Origin of the sequence: Stenotrophomonas sp. GZD-301, from assembly GCF_049310345.1 — a bacterium.
Classification (GTDB): Bacteria; Pseudomonadota; Gammaproteobacteria; order Xanthomonadales; family Xanthomonadaceae; genus Stenotrophomonas.
The window spans coordinates 13,372-32,688 of the sequence record NZ_JBMOWY010000045.1 but is presented as its reverse complement, the minus strand read 5'-3'; the positions used below and the strand labels follow the sequence as shown (position 1 = coordinate 32,688).

The window sequence follows — 19,317 nt, the reverse complement described above, 5'->3', positions numbered from 1 at the left end:
CGCTCGTGGCCGAATCAGTCCTCGACGGCGGGCACGGCGGGGGCACCTGCGTTGGCCGTCGGCCCGGACAGCGCCGCCGATTCGACGCAGGGCCCGGTCAGAACGGCGGTCACCAGGGCCACGGCCTGCGGATCGGCCGGATCGCGCCGCACGCGTTGCGCGGGCTGGGGATGGCGCTCCACCGCCCCGTGAGGGACGGCGGTGCCGGCGACGTTGGAGGTGGCAGGCGCGGCAGGCGGTGTCTGCGCCTGGGCGGACAACACGACAACCGTGCCCACGGCAAGCGCAGCGGCGGCGGATATCAGGCGATTCATGCTTTTTTCCCTGAACGTGCGCCGAGGCGCGGAAGCTCAAGTGAAGCGCGTTGAACCGCCGTGATGCGTGCGCCGGTCTACAGATTGCCGGGTTCGACTGACGCATGCACCGCGTTCGCGAGGCGTTTCCCCTCTCCGCGCGGCCGGCATGCGTGCAGCTGGCGGGAAGCTGCCGCGCATTCGCGCCGCAGCCCCACGCAGTGCTGCGCACTCCGTGGGCCCCATCTCATCAGCACCCAGATCCCCGCGGCGTTGCCGCGCCCCCTTGACTCAAGGGGGCTTCGCTCCAGACGGTGCGCGAGCTACTGCCGGGGTCCGGGAAAGAAAAAAGCCGCCTGGCGGACCAGGCGGCTTCTGTCTTGGTGGGCTGTCAAGGATTCGAACCTTGGACCTATTGATTAAGAGTCAACTGCTCTACCAACTGAGCTAACAGCCCGAAAATCGGGAGGCGAATTATGCAGGAATTCCTTCCACCGATGCAAGCGCTTTATTTGAACGGCGGAGAAACCACTTTACCGGCAAAGAAAAAAGCCACCCGGCGGACCGGATGGCTTCTGTCTTGGTGGGCTGTCAAGGATTCGAACCTTGGACCTATTGATTAAGAGTCAACTGCTCTACCAACTGAGCTAACAGCCCTGAAAAACTCAGGCGCACATTGTAACGTGACTGCCTTTTTTTGCAACCCTGATTCACTTTTGGTGAACCAGGTTTTGATCAGTGGGGTGGCTGAGGGGATTCGAACCCCCGACCACCGGAATCACAATCCGGTACTCTAACCAACTGAGCTACAGCCACCACTGAAACCTTTGCTTCCTACCGCTTGCACCGAATGGCGCGCCCGACAGGAATCGAACCTGTAACCGCCGGCTTAGAAGGCCGGTGCTCTATCCAGTTGAGCTACGGGCGCTCGATCCGGATTGTCGCATTTCCAATCCCGTTCTGAGCAGCGGATTGGTCGGGGTAGAGGGATTCGAACCCCCGACATCCTGCTCCCAAAGCAGGCGCGCTACCAGACTGCGCTATACCCCGGCGGTTTTGTTTCCCTCCGAGGTTCCCCCCGAAAGAGTCGGCTATTGTGGGAATCGGCGAGGCATCTGTCAACGGTTTTCACACATCAATTCACCTGTCGCCATCGCACCCCCCTGCTTCGGCTATCCTCGATGCAGCGGCCGGACGGCCGAACCCTACCCCTTTCAAGGAGATTGGCAATGCGCAGCGGTAATCCCGCCCTTTCCGAGTCGACCTTCCTCGACCTGGCCAGCGGCTCGGTCGTGAGCTCGCCCGACCAGGCGATGACCATCAATGGCACGGTCAACAAGACCGGCATCCTGCTGTTGCTGACCGTGCTCACCGCTGCATTCGCCTGGAGCCAGACCGTCGGCGCCGATGGGCAGATCGCCCCGGGCGCGATGATCTATGCCGTCGGCGGCGCCATTGGCGGGCTGGTGCTGGCACTGGTCACGGTGTTCAAGAAGGCCTGGTCGCCGGTGACCGCCCCGCTGTACGCACTGGTGGAAGGCTTCTTCCTGGGCGCGATCTCGGCCGTGTTCGAAATGAAGTTCCCGGGCATCGTGTTCCAGGCCGTGCTGCTCACCTTCGGCACCCTGTTCGCCCTGCTGGTGGCCTACCGCAGCGGCCTGATCAAGGTCACCGAGAACTTCAAGCTCGGCGTCGTGGCTGCCACCGGCGGCATCGCGCTGCTGTACCTGGCCTCGTTCGTGCTGAGCTTCTTCAACATCAACGTTCCCGTCATCCACGAAGCCAGCGGCTGGGGCATCGCCTTCAGCCTGTTCGTGGTGGTGGTGGCGGCGCTGAACCTGGTGCTGGATTTCGACTTCATCGAAACCGGCGCCGCCGCGCGTGCACCCAAGTACATGGAGTGGTACGGCGCGTTCGGCCTGATGGTCACGCTGGTGTGGCTGTACGTGGAGTTCCTGCGCCTGCTGTCCAAGCTGCAGAGTCGCTGAGCCACGCCCCCGTGGCGGCACGGAAAAGGGCGCCGGATGGCGCCCTTTTTCGTTGGTCAGCCCGCGCGTGCCAGCAGCGCCGGCACCGACGAGGCCAGCAGCGCCACCCCCGAAGCGGTGAGCAGGCCCAGCACGATCTGGCGGAAGCGTGCCTCGCTGATCCCGATGTACAGCTTGGCGCCGAACAGGGTGGGCAGCAGCATCGCCGGCGCGACGATGGCAAACAGCGGCAGCACCTGCGCGGTGACCACGCCGGTGGCGAGGTAGATGCCCATCGTCACCAGCAGCATGGACAGGTTGAAGTTCTGGATGATGGCGCGCTGGGCATCCTTGTCCATGCCGCGCAGCGTGCACCACAGCGTTGGCAGGGTGCCGGTGAACCCGCCGATGCCACCGAGCACACCGCCGGCCATGCCGACTGCCGCATCCGCGATCCGGCCGCCGGCGGTGATCCGCGGCAGCGACCGCGCCATCAGCATGGCCGGGCACCAGATCACCAGCAGCCCGCCCAGCAGCGCCTTGAACCAGTCCATGTCCAGGTGCGGCAGCACGGCCACACCGAGCGGAATGCCGGCCAGGCCCCCCAGCACGAACGGCAGCAGCCGCTGCAGATCGAAGCCGCGGCGCACGGTGAAGGCCGCCAGCAACTGCCCCACCAGGGCGCCGAACACCGACAGGGTCGCGGCCAGCCGCGGGTCCAGCGTCCACGCCCAGAAGGACATGGCGACCAGGCCGAAGGCGAACCCCGACAGCCCCTGCACGAATCCCGCCACGATCGCGCCGAGCGCCACGATCACATACACCGACTCCATTGCCTTGCTCCTGCCGCACTGCGCGCCGCGTGCGACGCAAACGCAACGGGGCGCCCGTAGGCGCCCCGCTGGAGGTTACCGGGCGACGCCTGGACCGCTTACAGACGGCTGGCGATGGCCTGGGCGAAGCCCATCGTGTTGCCGGTGCCACCGAGGTCGCCGGTCAGCGAATCCTTGGCTTCCAGCGTCGCCACGATGGCCTTGCGCAGGCGCTCGGCGTTGTCGGTCTGGCCGACGTGGTCCAGCATCTGTGCGGCGGCGAGCAGCAGCGCGCACGGATTGGCCTTGCCCTGGCCCGCGATGTCCGGCGCGGTGCCGTGCACGGCTTCGAAGATCGCCGCGTCCACACCGATGTTGGCGCCCGGGGCCAGGCCCAGGCCGCCGACGAGGCCGGCGCACAGGTCGGAGATGATGTCGCCGAACAGGTTGGTGGTGACGATGATGTCGAACTGCTCCGGACGCATCACCAGCTGCATGCAGGCGTTGTCGACGATCATTTCCTGGAACTCGATGTCCGGGTACTTGGCCGCCACTTCGCGCGCCACGGCCAGGAACAGGCCCGAGGTCGACTTGATGATGTTGGCCTTGTGCACGGCAGTGACCTTCTTGCGGCCGGTGCTGCGGGCCAGCTCGAAGGCGTAGCGCACGATGCGCTCGGAGCCCTTGCGGGTGATGCGGGTGCCGGAGAAGGCGGTTTCGCCGTCGGCCGAGACTTCCTGGCCTTCGGCCAGGTACGCGCCTTCGGTGTTCTCACGCACGGTGATCAGGTTCACGCCGTCGCCGAAGCGCGACTTGGTGTTCGGGAACGAGGTCGCCGGACGCACGTTGGCGTACAGGTCGAAGTGGCGACGCAGGCTGACGTTGATCGAGGTGAAGCCACCACCGACCGGGGTGGTCAGCGGGCTCTTCAGGGCGATCTTGTTGCGTGCGATCGATTCCAGCGTGGAGGCCGGCATCAGGTCGCCGTGCTTCTCCAGCGCGACCAGGCCCGCATCGGCGTCTTCGTATTCAAAGCCGGTGTCGAGCTTGCCGAGCACGAACAGGGTAGCGTCCATGATCTCCGGGCCGATGCCGTCGCCGCGGATGACCGTGATTTTCTGCGTCATTGATATGTATTCCGAACCGAGGGGGAAGCGCCATCCGTCAGGTGCGCGAAGCACCGGCGCAAGGGAAGTTTCACCCGCAATTATGCCTGAGCCGGCCCGGGGACCCCAAATCAGCCTTTAGTCCCAGACCGCGGGCGGTACCGACCTGCGGTCGGCACCTGCCGGTACGTTCGCGGGGAAACCACCGGTGGCGCCCGACCGTCGGCCGGACAGTTCCCATCAATGTTCGTGAACGGCCGGCGCGGCGGCGCCCCCTTCGAGCTGGTCCAGGAAGTCGACCGCGCGGCGCAGGTGCGGGATCACGATGGAGCCCCCGACCACCAGGCCGACCGAGAAGGTCTCGAAGAACTCCTCGCGGGTGACGCCGGCGTCCTTGCACTGGGCCACGTGGTAGCTGATGCAGTCGTCGCAGCGCAGCACCATCGAGGCAACCAGACCGAGCAGCTCCTTGGTCTTCACATCCAGCGCGCCGGCCTGGTAGGTCTGGGTGTCCAGCGCGAAGAAGCGCCGCACGACCTGGTTGGGCTCGCCGAGGATGCGCTGGTTCATGCGCTGGCGGAATTCGGTGAATTCGGCGATGCGGTCCTTGCTGCCGTCGTCGGCCGCGCTCATGCCTGGCCCTCGCCGGCCAGCAGGGGTTCCAGCTTGCCGGCGCGGTGCAGCGCCATCATGTCGTCGTAGCCGCCCACGTGGACGTCGCCGACGAAGATCTGCGGCACGCTGGTGCGACGGGTCTTGGCCATCATTTTCTCGCGCTCGACCGGGTCCAGGTCGATCCGGACTTCGGTCCAGTCGCGCCCTTTGCTCTTGAGGAAGTTCTTGGCCGCCACGCAGTAGGGGCAGACCGCGGTCGAATAGATGGTGATGGCGGGCGCGCCACCCGGGGTGGAAGCGACATCTTGGCTCACGGGAAACTCCACAGCGGAACGAGTGTCTGTATATGGTAGCGGCCCGCTGGAATTTCCACGTCACCGCCGCAACACTGTGGATTAACCATAGATTTGCAGGGCCCCTGCCACCCTGTACCGGCTGTACCCGCCCTACCCTTCCAGGAGCTTCGTTTGCGCCCTCTGCTGCTTTCCGCTGCGTTGACCCTGGCCCTGGCCGTGCCGCTGGCCTCGGCCCAGGACAGCAAGCTGCCGGACATCGGCTCCTCGGCCGGCGAACTGCTGACTCCGGCGCGCCAGGCCGAATACGGCGGGATGATGCTGCGCGAACTGCGCAACTACGGCTATCTCCTCGACGACCCGCTGGTGGACGACTGGCTGCAGACGATGGGCGCACGGCTGGGTTCCAACAGCGCCCAGCCACGGCAGCCCTACACCTTCTTCATGCTCAAGGACCGCCAGATCAATGCGTTCGCCACGCTGGGCGGCTACATCGGGGTCAACGCCGGGCTGGTGCTGACGGCCGAACGCGAGGACGAGGTGGCGGCGGTGCTGTCCCACGAAATCGCCCACGTCACCCAGCAGCATGTGCTGCGCGGGGTCGAACGCGCCCAGCGTGACCAGATTCCGATCCTGCTGGGCATGCTGGCGGCGGTGGTTGCCGCGCAGCAGGCCGGAGGCAATTCCTCCGGCGATGCGACGATGGCGGCGATCACCTCCGGCATGGGCCTGATGCAGCAGCGTCAGATCAACTACACCCGCTCCAATGAATCCGAAGCCGACCGGCTCGGCATCCGCACCCTGGCCCGCAGCGGCTACGACGTGGATGCGATGGCCGGCTTCTTCGAACGCATGTCCGCCTCGATGCGGGGCAACGCCGGCGGCTATTCGGTGCCGGACTTCCTGCAGACCCACCCGGTCACCACCACCCGCATCAGCGAGGCCAAATCGCGCGCCGAGCAGATGAAGAAGGACACCGTGCTGCTGACCACCGCCGTCCCCGGCGGCGTGCGCCAGGAACGCGTGGACCCGGCCGACCCGGCGCTGTCCGACCCGCTGGTCCGGCGCAACAACCCGCTGCTGCCAGCCTCCATGCAGGTCTCGGTGAACGCGCTGAGCCGCGGCGCCACCGGGCAGTTCGAGTGGGCCCGCGAGCGGCTGCGGGTGCTGAGCGCCGACACGCCCGGCGATGTGCTGAAGGAATATGAAAACCTGCAGCGCGCGCAGAAGGGCGGTCTGACCGAGCCGCAGCGCTACGGGCTGGCCCTGGCACGGCTGCGCAGCAGTGCCGCCGGCCAGGCCCGCGACGACCTGCAGGCCCTGCTGCGCGACCACCCCGACAACCTGTGGGTGGCACTGGCACTGGGCGAGGCCGAATCCCGCGCCGGCCAGCCGGCCCAGGCCAATGCCCGCTTCGAGGCCCTGCTGCGCCAGCATCCGGGCAGCCGGCCGGTGGCGCTGACCTTCGCGGCCATCCTGAACGAGCAGGGCGGGCGCGAGGCCGGCCAGCGCGCGCAGGCCATGCTGCGCCCGCTGCTGTCGCAAAGTGGCAATGATCCGGTGTTCCAGACCCGTTTCGCCCGGGCCAGCGAACTGGCCGGGGACACCACCCGCGCCAGCGAGGCCTACGCCGAAGCCGCCTTCCTGAGCGGCCGGCCGGAGCAGGCGCTGATCCAGCTGCAGGCACTCAAGCGCCAGCCGGCGCTGGACTATGTCGGCCGCGCACGGGTGGACGCGCGGATCGAGGCGATCACCCCGACCGTGCTGGAAATGCGCCGGCAGGGCATCCAGGACCCCGACCTGGACCGGCGCTGAGCCAGCTCACCGGCCCGGTCTACATGACCGGCCGATGGCACAACGCACCGATACCCGGCCAGGTCGTCACAAACATGTCATGAAACCGTAGTCTACTGGGCTCAATCCCGGTCTGATAAGCATTACGGTGGGCACGTGCAGAAACGCATCCTGATCGTCGACGACGAACCCGCGATCCGCGAAATGGTCGCTTTTGCCCTGCGCAAGGGCGACTACGATCCGATCCACGCCGGCGATGCCCGCGAGGCGCAGACCGCCATCGCCGACCGCGTCCCGGACCTGATCCTGCTGGACTGGATGCTCCCGGGCACCAGCGGCCTGGACCTGGCCCGGCGCTGGCGCAAAGAGGCCCTCACCCGTGAGGTGCCGATCATCATGCTCACCGCCCGTGGTGAGGAGAACGACCGTGTCGGCGGGCTGGAAGCCGGCGTGGATGACTACGTGGTCAAGCCGTTCTCGGCGCGCGAACTGCTGGCCCGCATCCGTGCGGTGATGCGCCGTGCCCGCGACGACGACGAGGACGGCAGCGTGGCGGTCGGCACGATCCGTATCGACGGCGCGGCGCACCGGGTGTTCGCCGGTGACCAGCCGGTGCCGATCGGCCCCACCGAGTACCGCCTGCTGCACTTCTTCATGACCCATCCCGAGCGCGTCTATACCCGCGCGCAGCTGCTCGACCACGTGTGGGGCGGCAGCGTGTATGTTGAAGAACGTACCATCGACGTGCACATCCGCCGCCTGCGCAAGACGCTGGAACCGTTCGGTGCGGAGAACATGGTGCAGACCGTGCGCGGCGCCGGCTACCGCTTCTCCACCGCCACCTGATTCCAGCCCGTTCAGCGCGGGGCGGCGCCGCCTTACCCAGCGGGGCAGAGCCCCGCTCTACGGACTTTTTTTACGAGACTGCAATGCCGCGCCACATCCGTTCTGCCTGGTTGAAAACGCTGGCTACCCTGGCCACCCTGCTGCTGGCGGCCGCCGTGCTGGGCCTGCTGCTGGGACAGGTATGGATGTGCATCGCGCTGGCGGCCATCGGTGCGCTGGCCTGGCACTACTGGCGGCTGCGCCGGGTGCTGCGCCGGCTGACCGCGCGTCATCGCTGGGACGTCGGCGACGGCACCGGCGTGTGGAATGAACTGGACCGCCTGCTGTACCGCAACCAGCTGGAAATGCGCACGCGCAAGCGGCGCCTGCTGGACATGCTGCGCAGCTACCGCGCCGCTGCGGCGGCCCTGCCCGATGCGGTGGTGGTGGTGGATCGCAACAGCCAGCGCGTGCAGTGGTTCAACGAAGCGGCGACCTCGCTGCTGGGCCTGCACCATCCCGGCGACCTCGGCGAAGCCCTGGTCGAACGCCTGCAGCCGATGCCGCTGGCACACTGGCTGGCGGGCGGCCGCAATGCCGAGCCGATTCTGGACGTGCCGTCGCCGGTGGATCCGGCGATCCGCCTGAACCTGCGCCTGATCCCCTACTCGCCCGACTACTGGCTGCTGATCGCGCGCGATGTGAGCAAGCTGCTGCGCCTGGAACAGGTACGCCGCGACTTCGTGGCCAACGTCTCGCACGAACTGCGCACGCCCCTGACGGTGGTGCACGGCTACCTGGACATGATGGACCCGGAGGACTTCCCCGGCACCGGCCCGATGCTGGAGGAGATGCGCAAGCAGTCCCAGCGCATGGCCCAGCTGGTGGAAGACCTGCTGACCCTGTCGCGGCTGGAATCGCAGGAACACACCGAAGAAGAAACCGTGGCGATGACGCCGATGCTGGCCACCCTGCGCCGCGAGGCCGAGGCGCACAGCCAGGGCCGCCACCAGATCAGCATCGTGGACAGCGCCGGGGTGGACCTGCAGGGCTCCAACAAGGAACTGCACAGCGCCTTCTCCAATCTGGTCACCAACGCGGTGCGCTATACGCCCGCCGGTGGCCGGGTCGAGGTGGTGCTGGCGCGCGAAGGCGATGGCGCGGTGCTGTCGGTACGCGACAGCGGCTACGGCATTCCGGCCACCCACCTGCCGCGCCTGACCGAGCGCTTCTACCGGGTCTCCAGCAGCCGTTCGCGCGAAAGCGGCGGCACCGGGCTGGGCCTGTCGATCGTCAAACACATTCTTGGCCTGCACCACGCCCGCCTGGAGATCCAGAGCGAGGTCGGCAAGGGCAGCGTGTTCTCCTGCCACTTCGATGCCGATCACGTGCGCACGCGCAACGACCTGGCCTCCCTTTCCGCTTCCGAGGATTTCTCCGCATGAGCAATCTCGTTCCAGCCGTTGTGCATGTGGACAGCGATCCGTTGCGCGACCCCGCGCTGTACATCAACCGCGAGCTGTCCCAGCTCGACTTCAACTTCCGCGTGCTGGCCCAGGCGCTCGATACCCAGGTGCCGCTGCTGGAGCGCCTGCGCTTCCTGTGCATCTCGTGCACCAACCTGGACGAGTTCTTCGAGATCCGCGCCGCCGCCGTGCGCCACGCGCAGGAGTTCGGCCTGCCACCGGCACCGGACGGCATGAGCCCGCAGGCCATCCTCAACGCCATCCATGACCGCGCCGCGCAGCTGGTCGACCAGCAGTACCGCTGCTGGAACGACACCCTGCGCCCGGCCCTCCACGAGGCCGGCATCGACGTGCTCGGCCGCAATGCGTGGACCCACCGCCAGAAGCGCTGGCTGCGCGCCTATTTCCGCAACGAGATCATGCCGGTGCTGTCGCCGCTGGGCCTGGACCCGTCGCACCCGTTCCCGAAGATCCTCAACAAGTCGCTGAACATCGTGGTGGTGCTCAAGGGTACCGATGCGTTCGGCCGCGCCGGCCACCTGGCCATCGTGCGTGCGCCGCGTTCGCTGCCGCGCATCATCCAGCTGCCCGAGAAGCTGGGCGGCGGGCAGACCTACGTCTTCCTGTCCTCGGTGCTGTCCACCTTCGTGGATGAGCTGTTCCCGGGCATGGAAGTCCAGGGCGCCTACCAGTTCCGCGTCACCCGCAATTCCGAGCTGGTGGTGGACGAGGAAGAGGTGGAGAACCTGGCGCTGGCGCTGCGCGACGAGCTGGTCGACCGCGGCTACCGCCCTGCGGTGCGGCTGGAGATCGCGCAGGATTGCCCGCGCGACATCGTGCGCACCCTGCTGCAGAACTTCGGGCTGACCGAAAACGCGGTCTACCGCATCGACGGGCCGGTCAATCTCAACCGCGTGGTGCAGCTGTACGACCTGCTGGCCCGCCCGGACCTGAAGTACCCGCCGATGAGTCCGCGCACGCTGCGCGACAGCGACGGCATCTTCGAGGTGGTGGCCCGCCAGGACGTGCTGCTGCACCACCCGTTCGACGCGTTCACCGCCGTGCTCGACCTGATCAAGCAGGCCGCGATCGACCCCAACGTGCTGGCGATCAAACAGACGCTGTATCGCACCGGCAAGGACTCGCTGATCGTCGATGCGCTGATCCAGGCCGCGCGCAACGGCAAGGACGTGACGGTGGTGGTCGAACTGCGCGCGCGCTTTGACGAGGAAGCCAACCTCGGCCTGGCCGATCGCCTGCAGGAGGCCGGCGTGCAGGTGGTGTACGGCGTGGTGGGCTACAAGACCCACGCCAAGATGCTGCTGATCGTGCGCCGCGAAGGCCGCAAGCTGCGGCGCTACGTGCACCTGGGCACCGGCAATTATCACAGCGGCACCGCGCGCGCCTACACCGACCTCAGCCTGATCACCGCCGATGCGGATATCGGCAACGATGTGCACCTGCTGTTCCAGCAGCTGTCCGGTCTGGCCCCGCGGATGAAGCTCAAGCGCCTGCTGCAGTCGCCCTTCACCCTGCACACCGGCGTGCTGCAGCGGATCGAACGCGAAACCCGGCTGGCGGCCAGCGGACGTCCCGGCCGGATCATCGCCAAGATGAACGCCCTGAACGAACCGCAGGTGGTGCGGGCGCTGTATGCCGCCTCGCAGGCCGGCGTGCAGATCGACCTGATCGTGCGCGGCGCGTGCACGCTGCGCCCCGGCGTACCGGGGGTGTCGGACAACATCCGGGTGCGCTCGATCGTCGGCCGCTTCCTGGAACACAGCCGGGTGTACTGGTTCGGCAACGATGGCGCGGCCGAGCTGTACTGCGCCAGCGCCGACTGGCTGGAGCGCAACCTGCTGCGCCGGGTGGAGACCTGTTTCCCGATCCTGGACCCGGAGCTGGCACGCAAGGTGTACCGCGATGTCCTGCAGAACTACCTGGACGACAACCTCAACGCCTGGGAACTGCGCGCGGACGGCAACTACCACAAGTGCGCCCCGGCCCATGACGAGCCGCCCCACTCGGCGCAGATGGCGTTGATGCAGGGTCTGTAGGAGCCCGCACCTGCCCGGTGTGGACGCGCCGACCGGAAAAGGCGCGACCACCGGACGCACCCTGATGTGAAGGCGGCGCGGTGACGCGGCGCCCCACCCTTCGGCTAACATTCGCCCATGCCGCATACCACCACGACTCCGCCCGCCCTGCAGGATGGCGACCTGCTCGCCGCCATCGATCTTGGATCGAACAGTTTCCACATGGTCATCGCGCGCTACACGCTCGGGCAGCTGCGGGTGGTTGACCGCCTGCGCGAGACGGTGCGCATGGCCGATGGGCTGGATGGCAAGGGCGGCCTGTCCGCCGATGCGCGGCAGCGCGCGCTGGAATGTCTGGCCCGGTTTGGCCAGCGCATCCGCGCCATCCCGCCGGTGCGCGTGCGCGCGCTGGCCACCAATACCGTGCGCCAGCTGCGCTCGCCGCAGGCCTTCCTGATGCCGGCCGAAACCGCGCTGGGGCATGCCATCGAAGTGGTCAGCGGCCGCGAGGAGGCGCGCCTGATCTACCTCGGCGTGGCCCACGCGCAGCCGCCCAAGGCGGACCAGCGCCGCCTGGTGATCGACATCGGCGGCGGCTCCACCGAATTCATCATCGGCCAGGGCATGCAGACCCTGGAGCGCGAAAGCCTGCAGGCCGGCTGCATTGCCAGCACGCGGCGCTTCTTCCCCGGCGGCAAGCTCAGCCGCAAGCGCTGGAAGGACGCGCTGACCGAGATCGGCGCCGAGTTCCAGCAGTTCGCCACCAAGTACCGCGCGCTGGGCTGGCACGAAGCGCTGGGCTCGTCGGGCACGCACAAGGCCATCAGCGAAATCTGCGCGACGATGAAGCTGAGCAAGGGCGCGATCACCGCCGAGGCCCTGCCGCAGCTGCGCGACGAGCTGCTCAAGGCCAAGCGGATTGAAGACATCGACCTGCCCGGTCTGTCGGCCGACCGCCGCCCGATCATCGCCGGCGGCATCCTGGTGCTGGAGGCCGCCTTCCAGGCGTTGGGCCTGCAGAAGCTGCTGGTCAGCAAGGCCGCCATGCGCGAAGGCATCCTGTACGACATCCTGGGCCGCGCCAGCGAGAACGACCTGCGCGACGAGTCGGTGGCCGCGCTGAGCCTGCGCTACGGGATCGATACCGTGCAGGCCGAGCGCGTCGAACGCACCGCAATGAACCTGCTTGGCCAGGTGGAGGCCGCCTGGGGGCTGGACCCCGACGATGCACGCATGCTCGGCTGGGCCGCGCGCCTGCACGAGCTGGGCCTGATGATCGCGCACAGCGGTTACCATGTGCACGGCAGCTATGTGCTGGAGAACTCCGACATCGCCGGCTTCTCCCGCCAGGAACAGCAGCTGCTGGCCGCGCTGGTGCGCACCCATCGCCGCAATGTGCCCAAGGCCGCCTTCGATGCCCTGCCCGAGCGCCTGCTGCAGCCGGCACGGCGCATGGCCGCCCTGCTGCGGTTGGCGGTACTGCTCAACCGCGCCCATGAAGACACGCCCATGCCGGCGCTGGAACTGACCGCCGACGACACCCGGCTGTCGCTGATCCTGCCGCAGGCGTTCATCGACGCACGACCGCTGCTGCGCGCCGACCTGATCGGCGAGACCGAGGGCCTGGCGGGGCTGGGGATGCAGTTCCGGCCGTTCGTGGCCTGAACCGGGCGGCCCGGCCGGGCCGTCATCCGATGGTCATGCCAGGGTCATGTCGGCTACATCGCCGGCGCCCAGCATGCGCGCATACGGGAGGTCCGCCATGCGCTATGCCATCGTCACCGAGACATATCCACCCGAGGTCAACGGCGTTGCATTGACCGTCCAGGGGCTCGAACAGGGGCTGCGTGCGGCCGGTCACCAGGTCGACCTGGTACGCCCCCGCCAGGCCGGCGACATCGACGGGGACAGCACCCTGCTGGTGTCCGGTGCGGCCCTGCCACGCTATCCCGGGCTGCGCTTCGGCCTGCCGGCCCCCAAGCGCCTGGCGCGCCAGTGGCAGCAGCAGCGTCCGGATGCGATCTACATCGCCACCGAAGGCCCGCTGGGCTGGTCGGCCCTGCGCACCGCGCGACGGATGGGCATCCCGGTCGCCACCGGCTTCCATACGCGCTTTGACGAGTACCTGCCCGACTACGGCGTTGCCTGGCTGCAGGCCGCGGCGCTGCGCTGGATGCGGCGCTTCCACAACCAGTCCGACGCCACCCTGGTGCCTACCCAGGAACTGCAGCAGTTCCTGCAGGAACAGGGGTTCGAACGGGTGCGCCTGCTGGCACGCGCAGTGGACAGCCGCCAGTTCGAGCCGACCCGGCGCGATCCGGCGCTGCGTGAGGAATGGGGGATCGACGGCAACGGCTTCGCGGCGATCTACGTCGGCCGCATCGCGCCCGAAAAGAATCTCGCGCTGGCGGTGAAGGCCTTCCGGCGGCTGCAGCAGGTGCGGCCCAAAGCCCGCTTCGTGTTCGTCGGCGACGGCCCGTCGCGTGCCGCGCTGGCGCACGACAACCCGGACTTCATCTTCTGCGGTGTGCAGCGCGGCGATGCGCTGGCCCGCCATTTCGCCAGTGGCGATCTGTTCCTGTTCCCCAGTCGCAGCGAGACGTTCGGCAACGTGACCCTGGAAGCGATGGCCAGCGGCCTGGCCACAGTGGCCTTCGACTACGGCGCGGCGCGTGAGCACCTGCGCACCGATGAGAGCGGCATTGCGGTCGGCGACGACGCCGCCTTCGTGACCGCCGCCGTGCAGTTGGCCGGCGACGATGTGCTGCGGGCGCGGCTCGGGCGCAACGCGGCCGTCGCCATGAAGCGGCTGCATCCGCAGCAGGTGGTGGCCGAGTTCGATGCCCTGCTTGCCGAACTGGCCCGGGCCCGGAGGCCGCATGCCGACCACGCCGCTTGACGCCCTGCGCGGCCGTGAAGCGCGCTGGTGCCGCCGCGCCAACCACTACTGCCGGCGCCGCCGGGTACGCCAGGGGTTCGCCGCGGTCAGCCGGCTCGGCGACGGGGTGTTCTGGTACGCCCTGATGGGCGCACTGGTGCTGGTGGATGGCGTCGACGGGCTGCGCGCGTCGCTGCACATGGCTGCCACCGGGCTGATGGCGCTGCTGCTCTACAAGGGCCTCAAACGCTGGACGCGACGCCCGCGGCCCTATGCCGCCGATCTGCGCATCCGCGCCTGGGTGGCACCGCTGGACGAATTCAGCTTCCCGTCCGGCCATACCCTGCACGCGGTGTCCTTCACCATCGTGGCGCTGGCCTACTACCCGTGGCTGGCACCGCTGCTGGTGCCGTTCACCGCGGCGGTCGGGGTGTCGCGGGTGGTACTGGGCCTGCACTATCCCAGCGATGTCCTGGCCGCCACCGCGATCGCCACCGGCCTGGCCGGTGCCAGCCTCCAGTGGTTGCCGCTGCCGGTGTGAGGCGGTGCGGCGACGCCCGACGTTTTACAATGCGCGCATGACCACGCTGTTCATTTCCGATCTGCATCTGGACCCCAGCCGTCCAGCCATCACCGACCTGTTCCTGGCCTTCCTGCAGCGCGACGCCATGCAGGCCGATGCGCTGTACATCCTGGGCGACCTGTTCGAAGCCTGGATCGGCGACGACACGCCGTCCGCCGCCGCCGACGCGGTGGCCGATGCGCTGCACGCCGTGTCCGATGCCGGGGTGCCGGTGTACTTCATCCGCGGCAACCGCGACTTCCTGGTCGGGAACGACTACGCCCGCCGCGCGGGGTTCCGCATCCTGCCCGACCCGAGCGTGATCGACCTGTACGGCCGACCGGTGCTGCTGCAGCACGGCGACCTGCTGTGCACCGATGACGTGGCCTACCAGCAGTTCCGCACGCAGACCCGCGACCCGGCCTTCCAGGCCCAGTTCCTGGCGCAGCCGCTGGCCGCGCGCATCGCGTTCGCGCAGAAGGCACGCGATGCCAGCCAGGCGCGCCAGTCGGAAATGAAGCAGGGCGACAAGGCCCAGTTCGAGACCGTCACCGACGTGGCGCCGGCGGAAGTGGATGCCACGTTCCTGCGTTATGGCGTGGACACGATGATCCACGGGCATACCCATCGCCCGGCCATCCATACGCTGCGCCCGGGCGGGCGCGAGTGCACCCGCATCGTGCTCGGTGACTGGTACGAACAGGGGTCGGTGCTGCGCGTGACCCCGCAGGGGTGGACGCTGGAGTCGCTGGTTTAGAAGTGTACCGACCAACGGTCGGTACCCACATCCCTCGCCGAGTGGATACCCGCCCTAGCCGGGTGGGTACCCACCGTCTCCGGCGACGTCAGCGGAACGCAGCGACGGCTGCCTTGGTGTTGACCAGCACGCGCTGGTTGTCCGCACTGGCGGCAATGCCCATCGGAATCCCGTTGTAGTTGATGTTCGGGTTGGACCAGAAGTTCAACCGCGGGCAGCTGCGCGTGCAGTTGTAGGCCATGATCGTGCGCCAGCCGGTGCCCGTAGCGGGTTCGTAGCGGTAGCCGTGGCCATAGGCGTACGGCGAGGTGCTCGAATCGGTGGCGATATCGTGGCGCGCGCTCTGCAGATGGCCGATCTCATGGGCGAAGGAGTAATACCCGGTCGCGCAGTCCCAGTGCACGGCGGCGAAGGCCGTGCTGGCGGTGGAGCCGATGCCCGAGGCCAGGCCACAGGAACTGGCGTTGTTGATCACCAGGACCGCCACGTCGGCACGGGTGTTGTTGCGGCTGGTGTGGATGCTGTCCATGTAGCCGTCACTGGTCTGGCGGAAGCGCGCCAGATCGGTGGAGAAGCTGCTGGACTCGGTGTACGTGGTGGTCTCGTAGCCGGCCAGCTGCAGGGTGATGCCGACGTTGCTGTTGACGTAGCCCTGGTTGGATTCGGCCACCGCCAGCTGCACCAGCGACTGCATGTTGCCGCCGTACGCGGCGACCGCGCCGTTGGTGGCCACGACCAGTACGCGGATGGTGGCCGGCGTACCCGAGGAGGCGGCCGCGATGCCGATCTGCTCGTTGACCGGCATCGCCACCGTGGGCAGCCGGTTGTAGTCGGCCGGATGGTCGGCCGGCATGCGCGACTCATCCACTTCCACCAGCACATGGCGCCCATCGCTGATCGGGCGCAGCCGGTACAGCTGGCCGTCGCGACGGATGGTGCCGGTGACCGTGTCGCCGGCACGCACCAGGATGATCTGGTTGAGCGGGTCCGGCGCGCCGGCCTTGGCCAGCCGCGCACCGGCACGGGTGCCGAGCTGGCCGTACCAGACGCTGCCCCCGTCTGCGAGGGTCTCCACCCGGCTCTGCAGCGCCTGCACCGGCTGGCCGAGCAGCTCGAACTCCAGCTGCTTCTGGGTGGCACTCACCGCGGCGGCATCCACCTGCACTTCCTGCACGGTGGCCGTGGACGGGGAGTTCATCAGCGCGCTCAGCGCCGGCTGGCTGCTGGCCGACGCACGGCTCACCACCGTGACCGGGGCAAACAGCGACGCGGCCGAGGCACTGCCGGCGGTCAACAGGCACAACGTGATCACACCTGCGGTCTTGCTCATCGATCTGGACATCATGTCGGCTCTCTTTGAGTGGGAACACTGCGGGGAAGTCGTTGCTGCACGTGGCCGATAGCGACAGGCCGACGCCATATGGCTCCTGTTGATCGCGTGAATTCAATAGATGCGACTGATTGCTTTTCAAATCTGTGATCCGCATCCGTGCGGTTCAGCAACATCACGTTCCGCCCGCCCGTCGCGCCTGTAGCGGTTTCGCGTTACCGTGAGCGGGCATCGACCGGGGGGCAGGAGCGACATGGTGGGGGGACATGGCAACGAGGGCACGACAGCGGCGGTGCCGCTGCAGATCGGCCTGTTCTTCGACGGCACCCGCAACAATGCCGACAACCTGCGACATGCCTCGCGTCCGCCCGGCAGCACCACCCCGGCACCGCGTCCGCCGGCGATCCGCGCCGACGATGCCTCGCCCTACCAGAGCCGGCTGACCAGCAGCTACAGCAATGGCCTGACCAACATCGCGCGTCTCCACACGCTGTACCCGGACCATCGCGGCACCGGCCAAGCGGCCGCCGGCCCGCTGTCGCTGGCGATCTACATCGAGGGCGTGGGCACGCGCACGGGCAAGGACGACGACCTGATGGGCCTGGCCTTCGGCGTGGGCCGGACCGGCGTGCGCGCCAAGGTCCATCGCGCCCTCGACATTCTGCTGCCCGACGCACTGCGCACGCTGGCCCGGCAGCCCCGGCTGCCGGCGATCGCCGCGGTGCGGGTGGACCTGTTCGGCTATTCGCGCGGTGCCGCCGCCGCGCGCGATGCCGTCAATCGCCTCGCGCGGCCCGAGGGCGAGGCTTGGCTGCGCGAACAGCTGGTGCGCGCCGGGCTGGCACTGGCGCCCGCCTTCCCCGGGCGGGCACGCCGGGTCCGTTTCGTCGGCCTGCTCGACACCGTGGTGGCGGTCGATCGTCGCCAGCGCGACGAGCTGCCCGAGGTCGCGCTCGCCGCCGGCTGCGCGGACACGGTGCTGCAGCTGACCGCCCGCGACGAACACCGCGAGCACTTCGCACTGACCAGCGTGGCCCCGCTGCACGAGGAAATCGCCCTGCCCGGGGTGCACGCCAACATCGGCGGCGGCTACGACCAGACCGTGGAAGGACCGAAACTGCTGACCCGCCCGCTGGGCCAGATCATCGATGACCACGGCCTGGCCGACGGCGCCACGCCGCCGCTGTCACTGCTGCGCGCCAGCGACGTCCATCGGCGCGCGCAGGAACAGTGCCGCCACTGGCAGGCCATGCTGGGCCTGGGCGAGGACGCGGTGTGGGTGGACGTATGGCACCAGTGGCAGCAGCAGCGCCGGGCCGGCAGCCGCAGCGTGCGCCTGCTGCCCACCCTGCACGTCTACGCGGCGGTGGTCCTGCGACGGGCCATCGACCCGCGCTACCAGTGGATCGCGCTGCGGCTGCTGCATCAGCGTGCAGCGGCGGCCGGCGTGCCCTGGCGCGCCACACCCGACCAGGACCCGGCGCTGGCCCTGCCGGCGCCGCTGCTGCCCATCGCCGCAAGGCTGCTGGCCGGCCAGCCGCTGGATGCCGCACAGGAACGCCTGTTGCGGCAGCACTACCTGATGCAGTCCGCGCACTGGAATTTCGATGCGCTCGGCGACACGGCGCTGCTGTACGCCGCCGACGATGCCGCCCGCGAGCTGCCCTACCGGCCCGGACCGGGGCTGTTCTACGTGAACCGGCCGACCGAAGACGGTCAGCGCGTGGTGCTGGCCAACGCCTGACCGCGCATCTCGGTCTGCTCGATCAGCTCGGCCAGTTCGTCCTCGTCGAAACCGGCCAGCAGCCGCGCTTCGAGATTGAACGGGCCATAGAGGAAACCGCCGGCGTACTCCTTCAGCAGCGCCATGAAGCGCGGCCGCGGTTCGACGCCTGCACGGGTGCAGTACCAGCGGTACCAGCGCGAGCCGGCCGCCACGTGCGCCACTTCCTCGCGCAGGATGATCTCCAGCACGTCGGCGGTGTCGGCATCGCCGCTGGAACGCAGTTTGACGATCATGCCCGGGGTCACATCCAGCCCGCGCGCTTCGAGCACGCGCGGCACCAGCGCCATCCGTGCCAGGCCGTCATGCGCGGTCTTCTCGCACATCTCCCACAGGCCGTTGTGCGCGTCGAAGTCGCCGTAGGCATGGCCCAATGCCTGCAGGCGGTCATGCAGCAGCATGAAATGACGCGACTCGTCGTCGGCCACGCCCACCCAGTCGGCGTGGAACGAGCCGGGCAGGCCGCGGAAGCGGTACACCGCATCCCAGGCCAGGTCGATGGCATTGAGTTCGATGTGGGCGATGGCGTGGATGAACGCGGCACGCCCCTCCGCACTGCCCAGGCCGCGTCGCGGCAGGTTGCGCGGGTGGACCAGAGTCGGCCGTGCCGGGCGGCCCGGCATGCGGATCGGCTCGGGCGGCGGCGCCTCGGCCGGTGCCTTCAGGCGCCCGGCGCGGAACTGCGCCGCATAGTGCTGGGTCAACGCGACCTTGCGCAGCGGATCGGGTTCGGCCAGGCACTGCTGCGCGGCGCGCAGCAGGTTGCCGGCGGCAGTGTCCAGCCCCTCGCTCATGCCAAC

General features: G+C 68.4%; 17 protein-coding genes and 5 tRNA genes. 10 read left to right on the top strand and 12 right to left on the bottom strand.

What is annotated here, in order from left to right; translation table 11 throughout:
- Window positions 1–14 precede the first annotated feature (14 nt).
- The 6 genes from ACO6VK_RS12460 to ACO6VK_RS12435 all read right to left on the bottom strand — a co-directional run bounded on the left by ACO6VK_RS12460 (window position 15) and on the right by ACO6VK_RS12435 (window position 1,343).
- Entirely contained in the window at window positions 15–314 is a 300-nt protein-coding gene (locus tag ACO6VK_RS12460; RefSeq protein ID WP_422507567.1) for a hypothetical protein, read from the bottom strand.
- 360 nt (window positions 315–674) lie between these two features.
- Window positions 675–750, bottom strand: a tRNA-Lys gene (locus tag ACO6VK_RS12455).
- 124 nt (window positions 751–874) lie between these two features.
- Window positions 875–950: transfer RNA gene (locus ACO6VK_RS12450), tRNA-Lys, on the bottom strand.
- Between the two features lie 82 nt (window positions 951–1,032).
- A tRNA-His gene (locus ACO6VK_RS12445) sits at window positions 1,033–1,109 on the bottom strand.
- Between the two features lie 35 nt (window positions 1,110–1,144).
- A tRNA-Arg gene (locus ACO6VK_RS12440) sits at window positions 1,145–1,221 on the bottom strand.
- A 45-nt stretch (window positions 1,222–1,266) separates the two neighbouring features.
- Window positions 1,267–1,343: transfer RNA gene (locus tag ACO6VK_RS12435), tRNA-Pro, on the bottom strand.
- A gap of 179 nt (window positions 1,344–1,522) precedes the next feature.
- Here ACO6VK_RS12435 and ACO6VK_RS12430 point away from each other — a divergent pair.
- A complete protein-coding gene (locus tag ACO6VK_RS12430) occupies window positions 1,523–2,281 on the top strand; it encodes a Bax inhibitor-1/YccA family protein (RefSeq protein ID WP_411850063.1) in 759 nt (252 codons plus the stop codon).
- Window positions 2,282–2,337: 56 nt separating this feature from the next.
- On the opposite strand, the gene ACO6VK_RS12425 is transcribed toward ACO6VK_RS12430, so the two are convergent.
- The 4 genes from ACO6VK_RS12425 to grxC all read right to left on the bottom strand — a co-directional run bounded on the left by ACO6VK_RS12425 (window position 2,338) and on the right by grxC (window position 5,107).
- Window positions 2,338–3,093 (bottom strand): sulfite exporter TauE/SafE family protein, encoded by a 756-nt coding sequence (locus ACO6VK_RS12425; protein ID WP_422507565.1) that lies wholly within the window; start codon window positions 3,091–3,093, stop codon window positions 2,338–2,340.
- 98 nt (window positions 3,094–3,191) lie between these two features.
- Window positions 3,192–4,199, bottom strand: a complete 1,008-nt coding sequence (locus ACO6VK_RS12420) for an isocitrate dehydrogenase (RefSeq protein ID WP_422507563.1) — start codon at window positions 4,197–4,199, stop codon at window positions 3,192–3,194.
- A 219-nt stretch (window positions 4,200–4,418) separates the two neighbouring features.
- A complete protein-coding gene (locus ACO6VK_RS12415; protein ID WP_038690172.1) occupies window positions 4,419–4,811 on the bottom strand; it encodes a carboxymuconolactone decarboxylase family protein in 393 nt (130 codons plus the stop codon).
- Window positions 4,808–5,107: a glutaredoxin 3 gene (gene grxC / locus ACO6VK_RS12410; RefSeq protein ID WP_411850060.1), complete on the bottom strand. Its 300-nt coding sequence runs from the start codon at window positions 5,105–5,107 to the stop codon at window positions 4,808–4,810. Before grxC ends, ACO6VK_RS12415 begins: the two co-directional genes overlap by 4 nt.
- Window positions 5,108–5,260: 153 nt before the next feature.
- Here grxC and ACO6VK_RS12405 point away from each other — a divergent pair, with 153 nt between their 5' ends.
- The 8 genes from ACO6VK_RS12405 to lpxH all read left to right on the top strand — a co-directional run bounded on the left by ACO6VK_RS12405 (window position 5,261) and on the right by lpxH (window position 15,404).
- Window positions 5,261–6,901 carry a M48 family metalloprotease gene (locus tag ACO6VK_RS12405; RefSeq protein WP_422507560.1) on the top strand — a complete coding sequence of 547 codons (1,641 nt, stop codon included), beginning with the start codon at window positions 5,261–5,263 and terminating at the stop codon, window positions 6,899–6,901.
- A gap of 135 nt (window positions 6,902–7,036) precedes the next feature.
- On the top strand, window positions 7,037–7,726 hold the full coding sequence (gene phoB, locus ACO6VK_RS12400) for a phosphate regulon transcriptional regulator PhoB (RefSeq protein WP_017357317.1): 690 nt from the start codon (window positions 7,037–7,039) through the stop codon (window positions 7,724–7,726).
- Window positions 7,727–7,809: 83 nt separating this feature from the next.
- Window positions 7,810–9,150 carry a phosphate regulon sensor histidine kinase PhoR gene (phoR, locus tag ACO6VK_RS12395; RefSeq protein ID WP_422507558.1) on the top strand — a complete coding sequence of 447 codons (1,341 nt, stop codon included), beginning with the start codon at window positions 7,810–7,812 and terminating at the stop codon, window positions 9,148–9,150.
- The gene (gene ppk1, locus ACO6VK_RS12390) at window positions 9,147–11,228 is read left to right on the top strand and encodes a polyphosphate kinase 1 (protein ID WP_422507556.1); all 2,082 of its coding nucleotides are present in this window, start codon (window positions 9,147–9,149) and stop codon (window positions 11,226–11,228) included. The genes phoR and ppk1 overlap by 4 nt, the downstream gene beginning before the upstream one ends.
- Before the next feature lie 117 nt (window positions 11,229–11,345).
- Window positions 11,346–12,872 (top strand): exopolyphosphatase, encoded by a 1,527-nt coding sequence (ppx, locus tag ACO6VK_RS12385; protein ID WP_422507554.1) that lies wholly within the window; start codon window positions 11,346–11,348, stop codon window positions 12,870–12,872.
- Between the two features lie 97 nt (window positions 12,873–12,969).
- A complete protein-coding gene (locus ACO6VK_RS12380) occupies window positions 12,970–14,106 on the top strand; it encodes a glycosyltransferase family 4 protein (RefSeq protein WP_422507552.1) in 1,137 nt (378 codons plus the stop codon).
- Window positions 14,087–14,626 (top strand): phosphatase PAP2 family protein, encoded by a 540-nt coding sequence (locus ACO6VK_RS12375; protein ID WP_422507550.1) that lies wholly within the window; start codon window positions 14,087–14,089, stop codon window positions 14,624–14,626. Before ACO6VK_RS12380 ends, ACO6VK_RS12375 begins: the two co-directional genes overlap by 20 nt.
- Window positions 14,627–14,663: 37 nt before the next feature.
- Window positions 14,664–15,404, top strand: a complete 741-nt coding sequence (gene lpxH / locus ACO6VK_RS12370; RefSeq protein WP_422507548.1) for a UDP-2,3-diacylglucosamine diphosphatase — start codon at window positions 14,664–14,666, stop codon at window positions 15,402–15,404.
- 88 nt (window positions 15,405–15,492) lie between these two features.
- Here the strand turns inward: lpxH and ACO6VK_RS12365 are convergent, their stop codons facing one another.
- Window positions 15,493–16,749, bottom strand: coding sequence for a zinc-dependent metalloprotease (locus ACO6VK_RS12365; RefSeq protein ID WP_422507546.1), 1,257 nt, complete (start codon window positions 16,747–16,749; stop codon window positions 15,493–15,495).
- A gap of 238 nt (window positions 16,750–16,987) precedes the next feature.
- On the opposite strand from ACO6VK_RS12365, the gene ACO6VK_RS12360 reads away from it, so the two are divergent.
- On the top strand, window positions 16,988–18,478 hold the full coding sequence (locus ACO6VK_RS12360; RefSeq protein ID WP_422507544.1) for a DUF2235 domain-containing protein: 1,491 nt from the start codon (window positions 16,988–16,990) through the stop codon (window positions 18,476–18,478).
- Here the strand turns inward: ACO6VK_RS12360 and ACO6VK_RS12355 are convergent.
- Complete coding sequence (locus tag ACO6VK_RS12355) at window positions 18,451–19,311, bottom strand: ferritin-like domain-containing protein (RefSeq protein WP_422507540.1); 861 nt, start codon at window positions 19,309–19,311, stop codon at window positions 18,451–18,453. The two genes, ACO6VK_RS12360 and ACO6VK_RS12355, sit on opposite strands and share 28 nt — an antisense overlap.
- Window positions 19,312–19,317: the final 6 nt, after the last annotated feature.